Source organism: Bifidobacteriaceae bacterium, from assembly GCA_031281585.1.
Lineage (GTDB): Bacteria > Actinomycetota > Actinomycetes > Actinomycetales > WQXJ01 > JAIRTF01.
The window spans coordinates 89,635-103,113 of the sequence record JAITFE010000067.1 but is presented as its reverse complement, the minus strand read 5'-3'; the positions used below and the strand labels follow the sequence as shown (position 1 = coordinate 103,113).

Below are 13,479 nucleotides of genomic sequence, written 5' to 3'. Positions count from 1 at the left end.
CAGACCGCGCGGCAGGCCGATCAGCACGCCGCCGTCGAGGACGGCAGCGCCACCAACTACCGCTCCGACCTCACGGAGGCGGAGGGCACATTGGCCTCTGACGAGGCCCTTGCGGCCCTACGGGAGAAGCTGACCAGCAACTGACGGTTCGCCGTCAGTGCTTTGAACGGGCGGGTGGTACCGGTTTCGGCCGGGCCACCCGCCCGTTTGCGTTTGCCCAGGGCCGTTCGGAGCTCGCGCCGCTTGGGCGCAGGGCCGTTGCGAGCGATCAAACGCCCGCGCCTATGCTGGTGGGGTGCTGCGGGTGGCGTTGACCGGGGGAATCGGGGCGGGGAAGTCCACCGCCCTGCGGCGCCTGGCGGAGCTTGGCTACCCGGTGGTGGATTCCGACGTGTTGGCCCGTGCGGTCGTGGCGCCCGGAGCGCCGGGGCTGGCGGCTGTGGCGCAAGCGTTCGGCCAGGCCATTTTGCTCACCGACGGGTCGCTTGACCGGGCGGCTTTGGGGCGAATCGTCTTCGCGGACGCGCAGGCCCGGGCGCGCCTTGAGGCGATCACGCATCCTCTCATCCAAAGTGAGTCGGCGCGCATCCAGGAGCGGGCGCGCGCCGCCGGCGCCCAGGCGGTGATCTGCGACATCCCGCTGCTGGTCGAAACCAGCCAGGCGGGGGACTTCGACCTGGTCGTCACAGTCGCCGCTCCGGAGTCGGTGCGGCTGGAGCGACTGACAAAACGCGGGATGACGCCGAGCCACGCGCTGGCCCGCATCCGCGCCCAGGTCACCGAGGCCGAACGCGCGGCCGTGGCGGACATAGTGTTGGACGGCTCCGGCGCCGAATCCAATCTGCGCGAGCAAATCAACTCCCGGCTGCTGCCGGCCTTGGCGGCCCCGAACAGTCCCGAGTAGCGACTGCCGCCCGCGGGGAGCGGTTCCCCACCCCCCGGCGCGACCGATAAGCCCTTCGTGATCCGCTCCCGGATCACGATCGCCGTTTCAGCCGCGCCCGGCCGCGCCGGACGAGCCGCAGAGCGCGGAAACATCCGTCAGGCGGCCGCGTGCCGGCCGGGTCCGGCCAGGTGCGGCGCCGGATTTGCCAGGACCCCGTCCAAGACCGCCCAGGCGGCCCCTTCCATGGCGGCGGTCGTGCCCGCTCGGGCGGCCCGCACCGTCACTTCCGCCCCGCCCCAACGCGCCGCGAGCACCCGCTCGGTCAGGGCAGCCTGGAGCGGCCTCGCCAACACAGGAGCCAAGATCGCGAAATCCCCGCCCAGCACCACTTGCGTGAAGTCGAGCAGGTTGAGCACGCCGCTCAAGCCCGTGGCCAGGTGATCCACCACCCCTTCCAGCGGATTTTCGCCGCGCCGGCAGGCGAGACCCGAACCGCCGGAAGCCCCGCCCAGCGCCTCGAGCGCCTCCCGCGGCCCCGCCGTTTCGCCCAGTCGGGCCGCCCGTGCGATCGCCCGCCGTCCGGCGAACACCTCCAGGCAGCCGCGCGCTCCGCAAGTGCACACAGGCCCGCCGGGTTCGACCGTGACGTGGCCCACCTCCCCGGCCCAGCCGTGGAGACCGGCGATCTGGACGGCATCGGACACTAAGGCTGCCCCTATCCCGACGCCCCCGGACAGGTACACGAACGTCCGTTCGGCTGGGTTCGGGTGGGCGAGCCTGACTTCCGCGCGGGCGGCCAGATTTGCCTCGTTGTCGAGCGTCAGCGGGCGCCCGAAGCGGTCCCGAAACGGGGCCAAGTCGAGGTCCCGCCAGCCCAGATTGGGGGCGTTGAGCAGCGCGAATTGCCCGCCTGCCGTGGTGGTCAAGCCCGGCAACGCGAGCCCGATGCCGACCACCTCGGTCCCGTTTCGCTCCAGCCGTTCGATCACGTCCGCGCTTTGCCGGGCCAGCCGATCCAACACCGCCTGAGGTTTCGACCCGCGCAAGTCGCCCGCCTCGAACCTCTGCGCCTGAACCGCGCCGGCCAGGTCGATCGCGGTCAGGCCAAGGTACTCAACGTTCACCTCGAGGCCCAAACCGGCCAGGCGGCCGGGGGCGGGAACCAGCGGGAGCGGCGGCCGCCCGGACCGGGTGGCGGCCGGGGGGTCAAGTTCCGCGATCAGCCCCGCCGCCAGCAATTCGTCGGCCAGCAGCGACACCGTCGTCTTGTGCAGGCCGGTTCGCCGGGCGATCTCGCTGCGGGCGGGGGCGCGGCCGCCTGGGATGGCGCCCGCGCAGATCTCGGTCAAGACGGCGCCCAGGTTGCGCTCGCGGAGTTCTGAGGGGTTGGCCATCTCGCCGCCTTCCTGGTTGCCGCGCAAGCTTGCCCGCCGGGACCATTGCCCCTCCCGACGCGCCGTCCGGATCGGATAAGTTTATGACATCTACAAATCATCGGCAAGGGCCCGCTGGCCGGCGCAAAGGCGCCCGGAAAGCCCGCGAATGGCCTTTGACCAGCAGAGCTAGGAGCATGCCATGCCAGGTATCCCAACCCCGACCCCCGCCGACAGGTTCTCTTTCGGGCTGTGGACCGTCGACTGGGTGGGCCAGGACCAATTCGGGTCCGGCTCGCGCCCCCACTTCGACCCAGTCGAAGTGGTCTGGAGGCTGAAGGAGATCGGAGCGTGGGGGATCACGTTCCACGACGACGACCTCATCCCGTTCGGCGCTTCCGACGCGGAACGCGACCGCATCTTGGGCCGGTTCAAGCAAGCGCTGGCCGACACGGGCATTGTGGTCGAGATGGTGACCACCAACACGTTCTCCCACCCGGTGTTCAAGGACGGCTCCTTCACCTCCAACGACCGCCGCGTTCGGCGGTTCGGCCTGGCCAAAGTGCTCCGCAACGTGGACCTGGCCGCCGAACTGGGCGCCCAGACATTCGTCATGTGGGGCGGCCGCGAGGGCGCCGAATACGACACCTCGAAAGACTACTTCGCGGCCCTGAGCCGCTACGCCGAGGGCTTGGACACCGTGGCCCAATACATCAAGGACAAGGGCTACGCCCTCAGGATCGCCCTGGAACCGAAGCCTAACGAGCCTCGCGGCGACATCTTGCTTCCAACGGTGGGCCACGCGCTGGCGTTCATTGAGCGCCTGGAGAACAAGGACATCGTGGGGCTCAATCCGGAGGTGGGCCACGAGCAGATGGCCTGCTTGAACTACACGGTCGGCATAGCGCAAGCGCTCTGGGCGGACAAGCTCTTCCACATCGACCTGAACGGGCAAAAGTCGATCAAATACGACCAAGACTTGGTGTTCGGCCACGGCGACCTGTTGAGCGCCTTCGGCACGGTCGACCTGCTGGAAAACGGCTTCCCCGGCGGCGGCCCGCGCTACGACGGCCCCCGGCACTTCGACTACAAGCCGTCCCGCACCGAGGATTCCGCGCAGGTTTGGCAGACCGCGGCCGCCAACATGCGGATGTACCTGCTGCTGAAGGAACGCGCGCTGGCTTTCCGGGCCGACCCGGAGGTGCAGGCGGCGGTGGCGGCGTCCGGCGTCAACGAGTTGTCCGAGCCGACCCTGGACCCAGGGGAGAGCCTGGCCGAGTTCCTGGCCGATGATTCGGTCTACCGCAACGCCGACCCGGACGCCCTCGCCTCGCGGGGCTTCGGCTTTGTCCGGCTCAACCAGTTGGCCGTCGAGTTCCTGGTGGGGGCCCGATGACCCTGGTCGCCGGGGTAGACACCTCGACCCAGTCTTGCAAGATCGTCATCCGCGACGCCGCCACCGGCCAGTTGCGCCGCTCCGGCCGGGCCGCGCATCCGGAGGGCACCGAGGTGGACCCCGCCGCGTGGTGGGACGCGCTTTGCCAGGCCGCCGATGCCGCCGGGGGACTTGAGGACGTCGCCGCGATCGGGGTGGGCGGCCAGCAGCACGGCCTGGTGGCTCTGGACCAGGACGGCGATGTGATCCGGCCGGCTCTGCTGTGGAACGACACGCGTTCAGCCGCCGCGGCCGAGCAGTTGATCACCGAGTTGGGCGAGGGGGACCGGGCCGCCGGTGCGCGCGCGTGGGCGAACGCCATCGGCAGCGTGCCGGTCGCATCCCTGACCGTCACGAAGCTGCGCTGGCTGGCTGAGAACGAACCGGCCAACGCTGCCCGCCTGGCCGCTGTGGCGCTCCCGCACGACTGGCTGACTTGGCAGCTGGCGGGCGCGCCGGGCTTGGATCGATTGGCGACGGACCGCTCCGACGTCTCTGGGACCGGCTACTGGTCGCCTTTTGACGAGTCCTACAGACTGGACCTCCTCGCGGCGGCCTTGGGCCGCCCGGTCGGGAACCTGCCAGTCCTGCCAAGGGTGTTCGGGCCCGCAGAGCCGGTTGGCCGCGCGGCGGCCGAGGGACTGGCCCTGAACCCGGAGGCGCTGCTCGGACCGGGCGCCGGCGACAACGCCGCCGCCGCCCTGGGCCTGGGCTTGCAAAAGGGCGACGTGGCGGTCTCAATCGGCACGTCCGGGGTGGTCAGCGCCATCTCGCCGCGCCCCACGGCCGACGAATCCGGCCTGGTCGCCGGCTTCGCGGACGCGACGGGACGCTACCTGCCGCTGGCGTGCACACTCAACGGCGCGCGGATTATTGAGGCGGTCGCGGGCTTTGTCGGCGCGTCCTACCAAGAGTTCGACCGCTTGGCGCTGTCCGCCCCGCCTGGGGCCGGCGGCCTGGTCATGGTGCCCTATTTGGAGGGGGAGCGAACTCCGAACAAACCCCACGCGGCCGGCGCCTGGCACGGTTGGCGGCTGTCCAACTCCACCCCGGCGCATGCCGCCCGTGCCGCGGTGGAGGGCCTGTTGTGCTTGTTGGCGGACGGTTTGAGCGCCATCGAACGCCAAGGCTTGGAGGTGGAGCGCCTGTTCCTGATCGGCGGCGGCGCCAACTCCGAAGCGGTGCGCCAGATCGCGCCAACGGTCTTCGGCCGGGACGTCATTGTGCCGCCCCCGGGCGAATATGTGGCAGACGGCGCCGCCCGCCAAGCGGCATGGGTCGCCACCGGCCAGCTGCCGTCCTGGCCCCGCGAGGGCACCCAGGTGATGACGGCGAAACCCGCCCCGATTGTCCGCGAGCAGTACGACCAGGTGAAGGAGCTGACGATCGGCAGCCACTGATCCTCAAGGAGGCTGCCAAGCCCGCACCAACACCGCGCCGAGACGCGCGGACCAACCCCAACCCAGCCGCAAAGACGGCTCAAAACCGTGACGCGCCAACGGCTCAACAACATGACCGTCCACAAGTGCAAGTAGAGGATTCGTGGTGGATGAGCCAAACGGGGCCCATGCCGTCCAGTCGAGGGTGAGCCGGCAGATCGCAGCGACCGCGCCGGAACCCCAAGGGGGCCGCGCTTCTTTGCCGCTGGGTCTTGCGCCACGGCATCGTCGGCTTTGGGGGCAGAGCGTCGGAGTCACCGCCTCTCAGGGGCTGGCCTCCCAGGCGGCGCGGTGGCGGGTTCGGAGCCGCGCGGCGGCCGCCGACAAGCATCCGCCCAGACCGATCAAGGCGGCGGCGCTCAGCATGAGAGACCACGGCGGGTTGGCGGCACCCGTGGCCGCGAGGGACTCGCCGGATTGAGCCGACCGGTCGCCCGACTGCGGCGTGCCGGTCGCTCCGACGGCCGATTCCCCTCCTGTGGCCGTCGCGGAGGGGGAGTCCGAATCGGACGGCTCGGGGGAGGCCAGCGGCTCCTGGAGGAATTCGTATGTGATAGTCGCGGCCCGCTGCACGTACAGGTCCACTTCGGCGCGCGGCCGGGAGGAGTCGAACGCGGTCGTCACCGCCAGTGCGGTCTCCCGGCCCGGCAGAAGGATGTACCCCGAATCATGGGATACGTCGCCGAGTTCCCCCGTCTTGTTGGCCAAGAACTCGCGCGGGATGACGGCCCCGAACTTTGTGTCGACCAGTTGGCCTTTCATCAACGTAATGATGTGTTCGCTTGATTCGGGGCTCAAGATTTCGTGGTCCCAGAGCATAATCAGCAGATCCCGGACTTCCTGCGCGTTGAGATAGTTCTCTTGCAGCGGCGGTACAGCGGGATGGATCATCTTGCGCCCTAACCACATTGTGTCGAACCCGAGCGAGGCTATGTACGCGTTGACCGCGTCAAATCCGCCAGCCCGGTCGATCAGCACATTGGTGGCGGTGTTGTCGCTGACCTGGACCATCAATTCCATCAACTCGCCAACTGTGATGTCGAGCGGGAATTCACGATTCCTCAGGGTTCCGGACCCGCCCACAATGTTGCTGTCGCCCTCTTCGATGTGAACCAACTCGCCAAGGCTCAACGTCCCCTGGTCGGCGTAGTCCATGAGCAGGGCGAGCAGCGGCAATTTGATGACGCTCGCAGCCTTGTACGGCTCCGCGCTCCCGAGCGATGACGTCAAGCCGCCGTAGGTCCCGCTCAGATCGGCTACCGCAATCCCCATCCGGACGCCATCGGCGCCGGCTTCGTCGATGACGGCTTGCAGCCGCGAACCGAGGGCGTCCCACGCCGCTTCGGTTGGCGAAACCGCGCCAGCAGGGGCCGCCGCGCCGAATGCCAGGCACAGGGCGAGGGCGACTGATCCCGCCTGGGCGAGCCAACGTGTAGGCCTGGGAATCGAGGAATCGCGCGTGCGCATGGGCGTCCTTTCGCCAAGAGGAGTGTCCGGAACAGGCGGAACGCTGCCAAGTCAACCGCCCTGCGGTTTCTGGTGGGTTTCACAGCAGTTGACGGAGTGTCACGGTTGTGGATCGCAGCCAGGTTCGCTCCCGGCGGCCGCCGCTGCGTGGGTAAGCAGGGGCGGCCCCGCGGCAGTACGATCAATGTGCGTCTCGCCCGAGCGCAACCCCCCCCACATGAAGGAAACCGCCCATATGAAACGCCACAAACCAAGTCAACGCCATCGTTTCGGATTAACCACTTCGCTAGTCGGATTGTCAATGCTGCTGGTCGGTCTGCCGTCCAGCGCTCAAGGAACAGCCACCGCGGCTTCGCTTCCGAAGCTCGCGGGCACCTCGGCCGCGCTGGCGAAAACTGCCAACCCGGATGAGCCTGAATGCCAACATCGCGATGGTGCTGCCCCGCCTTCCGAAGGGCCTTCAGCCGCCTCGTCGACCCAGCCCTCACTTTCAATTGTGCTGTTGGGTGATTCCTACACCGCAGGCAACGGCGCCGGCTCCTACGCTCTAGAGAACGAGAAGGCCCAGGGCAAGGCCTACTTCCGCAGCGCCTGCAACTGGGGTCAGGAATACGCCAAGTGGCTGAGGGAGCAAGGAGTTGCCGCCACCGTCACCAATGTCGCCCGCGGCGGCGACATGACAAGTTCCATCTACAAGGACGAGACATTCAGGAGCGGCTTCATCATCAAGAAGGACGTGATTCGGCCGTCGCAAATCAACGAAGCCAAAGCCAAGCTGAAGACCGCCGACCTGGTCATGCTCACAACGGGAGGGAACGACCCGGGTGTGGATTTCACCTCTGTGGTCGAGTACTGTTTCTTCCCGGTCCTACGCGGTCCAGTCGGGTGCAAGGAGAGGGTGGATGCCGCTCGCGCGGGAATGGGCATTCTCGACGAGGACGACAATCTGAAAGACCCCATGGGCACCGACCTTGGGATAGGCCTGTGGAAGGCGCTTGAGGAGATCGAGAACGCCGTGGACCCGAGCCGCGCCGAACTGGTCCTGATCGGTTACGCGCACATCGCCAAGGTGGACCCGGACTACGTTCTTCAGGCCTATTTCACAGGTGAAGACTACGAGGCCGCCACTGAAGTCCGCAGGGTGGTCGAGGCAGCCACCATCCAACAGGAAAAGCTGGTGGACCAGTGGAACCAGCACCCGAAGCACCACATGCGGGTTCGCTACATTTCATCGCTGCCCACCCTGTTCGCCGGGCATGAGCAAGATTCCCATGCAGACGACCGCAACGCATATCGCTGGGCAAATGAGTTGACCGAGACCCGAGGTGAGGCGGGCAGCGATGGTGTGATCCAGTCAACGCCAAGTTCGGAATATCACGAGTGGTACCACCCGAACATCACCGGGCACCACGAGATCGCAATGGAGCTCGCCCGTGAAATTGGCATCCCAAACCGGGCTTATCAGAACACCTTCGCGGGCTCGCCTGTTGGTGTCTCCTTCGTGGTCAAGACGGCCAGTTCAATGGAGCCCCAGATCGCCGACGTCAGGGAGGCAATCGGAGAAGTGGTGGACAAGGTTGACGACCAGTCGCAGGCACCCAGCTTCTCGCTGGTCGAATACGGCGCTGAAGCGGAGGTCGCTCTGGCGTCAACGGATTCTGTGGCAGAGGCACAGTCTTCGGTCCAGAACCTGACCGCGAGCGATGACGGAGCTTCACCCACGCCGGCCTCGGCCTATGAGGGAATTATGACCGCTCTTGATGAGCTGCCGGCCTCCGCCGACCGGAAAGTGGTGGTTGTCTTCGGCGATGAGGCGGACAGCGTCGGCACCGCTGGCGGTCCGACCGCGCAGGATGTTGCGGCCAAGGCGCTCGAGGTGGGCGGCGCCGAAGTGTACGCCGTCGACACGAGCGGATCGGGGCTCCAGGCGCTGGCGCCCCTGGCCGCGGCCACGGGTGGCCAGGTGATCAACGCCGCCGGCGCTGATGGCGTGGCCGCGCTGACCGAAGCCATTGACTCGGCCCTGGCCGAGCCGATCGCCTCGCTCGACAATCCGGGGGTGCAGCAGGTGGGCACCACGATCGCTTTCGACGCCAGAGGCTCCATGGCCGAAGCAGGTCTGCTGGAAAAGTTCGAGTGGGACTTCGACGGCGATCAGATCTGGGATGAGACCACCACCGAGGGACTTGTCACCCGCCAGTTCAACGACGCGTTCGATGGCGTTGTCGCAGTGCGCGTGACAGATTCTCAGGGCCGGACGGCGGTCGCGTCCGCCAGGGTGCTGGTGACGAATGACGGCGACTACACGCCCCCGGAACTCGACAACTGCCCGAACGACTACAACTGGGAACAAGTCGACACAGATGAGGATGGCTTGGGCGACGCGTGCGATCCCACCCCGGGCGCCGCTTGGCTCGTCGCGGCCGAACCGGACTCCGCCGGGGCGAGCCAGGCGGACCTCGCGGGCTCGGTCGGCGGCGCGGGGGCGCCAGCCGCACAGCCGCAGGGCTCGGCTGGCGCGGCCTCCGCGTCTCAGCCGGTCAAGGCCCCGGCGTTGGCGGTCACAGGCTCGCGCACCGCGCCGGTGGTGCCCTGGGTCGCGTTGGGGATCTTCGCGCTCGGCTTGGCGATGCTCTTGTCGAGCCGCACAAGCCGGGCCGGGACGCACCGCCGCTAGTCCAACACCGGATGGGCGTCGCGAGGAGACGCGCGACCCAACTGAAATAGCTGGTCGGGCCGGTGGGCTACCACCGGCCCGACCAGCCAGATTGGTCGTTCGGCCCGTCGGTCTGAGCCCGCGAAAGCCGGGTTCTGTCTGTTAGACCACCGCGAAAGGCGGATCGTGTCTGCCAATTGTCCGCGAGAGCCCGGTTCTGTCTATGACCCTTCGGCTTCTCCGCTGGTCACCGATCAGGAGCTCGTGCCGAAGTGGACAAGATTCGGCTCTAGTGCAGACAGAGTAGACAGAATCCTCCCCTCGCGGACCGCGAACGGTCGGCCTGTGCCGGGCGCGCCAAGAAGGAGCGCCGTACGCGCCCCAGCCACCGGCTCACGCGGCGGAGCCCACAGCCGGTCCAAGGCGGTACGCCAGGCGGCCCGCCGCAGCGGCGGCCAGGAACGGGGCCGGGTCGTCTTCCAGGGTGCGCCCCATGGTGCTGAGGCCCGGCGTCTGTTCCAGCGCCCCCATCAGGCCGTCAAGCGACACCCGGTGGAGACTGTGCCGTTCGGCCAAGCGCCCGGCTGCCGCCTCCACCACATGGCCCAGGGTTGCAAGGCCGCCCTCGAAGACGGGCACCGCCAGGTCAGCCCGCGCCAACGCCACCCGCCCGTAGGCGGTCAACGAGTGGTGGGACAAGCCGCGGTGCCGCGGACGGGGATCCACTGCCGACACCCGCAGGCAACCGACCGGTTGGCCGTCTAGCACGGAAATGGCGTTGACGGAATCGCCCACGGCGACGCCCGAGAATCCCCAGCGGGTGTCCGTGCCCAAGTTGCCGGGCCCCTGGACGCAAATCGTGATGTCGGCTTTAGCGACGTGCCTCGCGGCGAGCAAGGCGGAGTGGACCGACACCGCCTCGAAGTCACCTCCGAAGGCCTGGCCTGCGGTGATGGTGGCGCAAAGCACCCCGCCTTTGACCAGCCGCGCCACAGTCTTGGAGAACGCGATCGGCAGGGCGGCGCCGTCCGTCATCACGTAGGCCAGGCGGGGCTGAGGCTGCCCGGCCGCCAGGGCGTCGTGGCGGATGGCGGCGCAGATCGCGGGCAGACAAGAATGCAGATCCGCCACGACTACCGGCATACGCTCCAGGGATTCCGCCCGCCGCAACACGTCGTGGTACTGCGAATGGGGCGAGTCGACTCCTCGGGTGGCCACTTGCATGGGCGTGTAACGGGCTTTGACCAGGAAACCCGAATCCTCCCTGGGACGGTCGGGGGCCTGACCGACCTTTGGCGTCTCAGGCGCTGAGGGCGCGGGCGGCGGGTTCGAAGCGCACCAGTGGCCGCCCGTCTCCGGCCGGCCCTTCTCAGTTTCCGCCTGAACCGCCTTCTCAAGGCCTGGCGTCCCAGGATCCAGGCTCGGACCGATCACAAACGCCGCGCCTCCCGTGCCCAGTCCCAAGGTCAAAGCCTTGGTGTTCAACCAGACAGGCGCGCCGGGGGAGAGGGCACCGACCAACTCGGTGTACGCGATCGCCAAGACCTCGGCGCCGCCGTCTAGCCGGCACGTCAACTCTTGGAGACCCGGATGCGCCTCGCGGGAACTCAAGACCACGGCGCGCGCCCACTCAATCGCCTCAACCACGCCTCAACGTTATACGTTGGATTCGTGAGCGGCAGCGACCAGACGGCGGCCCGCCTGTTGAACCTGATCATCGCGTTGATGGTGCATCCGCGCGGACTGAGCCGCGAGCAGTTGATGGCCGTGTTGGAGATCACGGAGGAACGCACCTTCGAGCGCACCAAAGACGCGCTGCGCTCGGCGCTGGGGGTGGCCCTCGAGGAATCCGACCAGGGGCATTACCGCCTGGGAGGCGCCGGTTACGCCATGCCGCCCCTCCAGTTCACGCCCCCCGAGCACGCCGCGATCGCCTTGGCCCTGGGCGCCTGGCGCGGCTCCGAGATCGAGTGGGCCGCGAGGGGGGTCCTGACGAAGCTGGCCCCCCTTGAGGAAGCCGACCTCCGGCCCGATCCGGCCGACGGCCTGGACCTGGCCCTCTACGCGCCCACCGAGGGCGCCGCCCCGCTGATCGGAGCCATCGCCGACCGCCGACGAGTCCGCTTCGACCACGTCACCGGGGCCACCGGTCAACTCGCGCGACGCCACGTGGAACCTTGGCGCCTCGCCAAGCGCGGCGGCATTTGGTACCTCTACGGCTTCGACCTGGACCGCCAGGCCGAGCGCGTGTTCAACTTGCGCCGGATCATCGGCCCCGTCACGCCCGTGGGCCAGGTGGGGGCCTTCGACCCGCCAGCCCCCGCAGCGGTCACGTCCAAGCTCGCCGCCGCCCTGGACCGCCCCCTGACGGGCCCGTCTTTGGTCTGGGCGGTTCCCGCCGCCGCCCACGTGCTTGCGCTCCAGGGCGCGCATCCCTCCGCCGATGGCGTTCCCCACGCCGCTGACGCCTTTCCCGCCGCCGATGCCGTCCCCGACTTCATCGACGCACGTCCAGCCGCTGCCGACGACGTTCCCGACGTTCCCGCCGCCGCCGTTGCAGCCCCCGGCACCGCCGATGCCGTTCCCGCCGCTGGCCTCAACGCCGCGGCCGCCCCCGCCGCCGACGCCCACCCGTTAACCCACGCCGGGCGCGCGCTTTGGCGGGTGCCCAGCGCCGATCCGTTCGAACTGGCCGCATGGGGCGCGCAGCTCGAGGTCGTGGAACCCGCGAGCCTCAGGGAGGAGGTGCAACAGCGTTGGCGGGGCGCCGCCCGGGCCCATCGGGGCGAGGCCGAACCGCCTCTGCCGTATCAGCGCCCGGCCCGCTCCGCCCGCCGCAACCCGAAGGAGCGCGGCGCCGCGCGCGCCGCGCGGCTGGTCTCGGTGGTCTCCTACCTGGGCGACCGCGGCACGGTCACGCTGGCCGAGCTGGCCGAGCGGTTCGACGTCAGCCCGGAGGAGATCCACCGCGACCTGTACCTGCTTTGGACGGACGTGGGCAGGAGCCGGGCGGGCGGCGACCTGTTGGATTTCGCCTGGTCTGAGGACGAGTCGGAGGTAGCGCTGATCGACTCCCAGGGGCTGGACCGCCCGGCCCGCCTCTCCCAAGTCGAAGCCATCACGCTGATAGCCGCCCTGCGCTCCGTGGAGGAGGCGGGCGGGCTGAGCGAGGCCTCGGCGGCGGCATCGGCGCGCGTCAAACTGGAGGAGGCGCTGGGAACGGCGGCGGGCGTCGATTTCAACCTCCCGCAAGGCGGCCCAACGCTGGAGACGGTCCGCCAGGCGATCACCCAAAACCGCCGCCTGACGTTCGACTACGTCAACCAGGCGGGCGATCTCAGCCAAAGGCGGGTGGACCCGTTGGAGTTGTTCAGCGCCCAGGACCATTGGCTCTTCGCCGCCTGGGACCTGGACGCGGAGGCGGAGCGGCATTTCCGCCTGGACCGCATGGCGAACCCGCAAGCCGGCGACGAACCGGCGGAGACCCACCCGTACCGGCCGCGCCGCACCGGTTGGTCCAACCGCGCGGAGTTGGTGGTCGATGCCGTCTTCGCGCCCCGCGAACGCTGGCGCGCCGAGGAGTTGGAGACTTTGGCGCCCCCGTTGCCGCTGGCGGGCGGGGCGTTGCAGGTCAGATTGGGCGTGGTCAACCCCGCGTGGATCACGGCGATGGCCTTGGGCGCGGGCGGCGGGATTGAGGTCCTCGCCCCGGCCGAGCTCCGGGAGCGGATCGCGAAAGCGGCGGCGGCGGCGCTTCGGTAGGCTGTGGGACCGTGTGGTTTTGGCTTTGGACGGGTTTGATCGCGGCTTGGCTGGTCGGGGTCTTCTTCGGCCTGCGCTGGCTGTGGCGGCAAGTCAAGGCCTTAATGGAGGCGGCCTCGGCCGCGGCTGACAAGGCGGGCACCGCCGCAGACTCGGCCAACAGCGCTTTTGAGCCCGCCCCGGTCCCGGAAGTCGCGGTGTTCGCGAAGCCGGAGGACCTGATGGAACGCGTGCAGGCGCGCTGGGACCGCAAGGCCGCCCGCCGCCGGCGCCGCCAAGAACGGCATCAGGCGGCCTACGACGCCTGGGCGGTGCTGGCCGGATACCGGGATGCCGGGCCGGACGGCATCGGCCGCTTGGCGGGCGAACTTGGCCTGGCCGGCTCCCTTGGGCGGCCGAACCGCCAAGACCGTCCGGCGGGCAAAGCTTGCGCGTCCGCCTATCTGGGCGGGGCGAACTGA

General features: G+C 68.9%; 9 protein-coding genes. 6 read left to right on the top strand and 3 right to left on the bottom strand.

What is annotated here, in order from left to right:
- The first annotated feature begins 295 nt into the window (after positions 1-295).
- On the top strand, positions 296-904 hold the full coding sequence (gene coaE, locus LBC97_08240; protein ID MDR2566035.1) for a dephospho-CoA kinase: 609 nt from the start codon (positions 296-298) through the stop codon (positions 902-904).
- Positions 905-1,041: 137 nt separating this feature from the next.
- On the opposite strand, the gene LBC97_08235 is transcribed toward coaE, so the two are convergent.
- On the bottom strand, positions 1,042-2,280 hold the full coding sequence (locus LBC97_08235; GenBank protein MDR2566034.1) for an ROK family protein: 1,239 nt from the start codon (positions 2,278-2,280) through the stop codon (positions 1,042-1,044).
- Between the two features lie 181 nt (positions 2,281-2,461).
- On the opposite strand from LBC97_08235, the gene xylA reads away from it, so the two are divergent.
- Positions 2,462-3,655 (top strand): xylose isomerase, encoded by a 1,194-nt coding sequence (xylA, locus tag LBC97_08230; GenBank protein ID MDR2566033.1) that lies wholly within the window; start codon positions 2,462-2,464, stop codon positions 3,653-3,655.
- Positions 3,652-5,094 (top strand): xylulose kinase, encoded by a 1,443-nt coding sequence (locus tag LBC97_08225; GenBank protein ID MDR2566032.1) that lies wholly within the window; start codon positions 3,652-3,654, stop codon positions 5,092-5,094. The genes xylA and LBC97_08225 overlap by 4 nt, the downstream gene beginning before the upstream one ends.
- A 303-nt stretch (positions 5,095-5,397) precedes the next feature.
- Here LBC97_08225 and LBC97_08220 read toward each other — a convergent pair whose 3' ends face one another.
- Positions 5,398-6,600, bottom strand: coding sequence for a class A beta-lactamase-related serine hydrolase (locus LBC97_08220; protein ID MDR2566031.1), 1,203 nt, complete (start codon positions 6,598-6,600; stop codon positions 5,398-5,400).
- A 496-nt stretch (positions 6,601-7,096) separates the two neighbouring features.
- Here LBC97_08220 and LBC97_08215 point away from each other — a divergent pair, with 496 nt between their 5' ends.
- Positions 7,097-9,277 carry a VWA domain-containing protein gene (locus LBC97_08215; protein MDR2566030.1) on the top strand — a complete coding sequence of 727 codons (2,181 nt, stop codon included), beginning with the start codon at positions 7,097-7,099 and terminating at the stop codon, positions 9,275-9,277.
- Positions 9,278-9,649: 372 nt separating this feature from the next.
- On the opposite strand, the gene LBC97_08210 is transcribed toward LBC97_08215, so the two are convergent.
- Entirely contained in the window at positions 9,650-10,903 is a 1,254-nt protein-coding gene (locus tag LBC97_08210; GenBank protein MDR2566029.1) for a DUF3866 family protein, read from the bottom strand.
- Between the two features lie 24 nt (positions 10,904-10,927).
- Here LBC97_08210 and LBC97_08205 point away from each other — a divergent pair, with 24 nt between their 5' ends.
- Both LBC97_08205 and LBC97_08200 read left to right on the top strand, forming a co-directional pair.
- Positions 10,928-13,018: a WYL domain-containing protein gene (locus LBC97_08205; protein MDR2566028.1), complete on the top strand. Its 2,091-nt coding sequence runs from the start codon at positions 10,928-10,930 to the stop codon at positions 13,016-13,018.
- An 11-nt stretch (positions 13,019-13,029) separates the two neighbouring features.
- On the top strand, positions 13,030-13,479 hold the full coding sequence (locus LBC97_08200) for a hypothetical protein (protein MDR2566027.1): 450 nt from the start codon (positions 13,030-13,032) through the stop codon (positions 13,477-13,479).

Bases quoted from the DNA above. Each gene is read 5' to 3' on its own strand.
- LBC97_08220 (MDR2566031.1), bottom strand. From the start codon at position 6,600: ATGCGCACGCGCGATTCCTCGATTCCCAGGCCTACACGTTGGCTCGCC.
- xylA (MDR2566033.1), top strand. From the start codon at position 2,462: ATGCCAGGTATCCCAACCCCGACCCCCGCCGACAGGTTCTCTTTCGGG.
- LBC97_08225 (MDR2566032.1), top strand. From the start codon at position 3,652: ATGACCCTGGTCGCCGGGGTAGACACCTCGACCCAGTCTTGCAAGATC.
- LBC97_08235 (MDR2566034.1), bottom strand. From the start codon at position 2,280: ATGGCCAACCCCTCAGAACTCCGCGAGCGCAACCTGGGCGCCGTCTTG.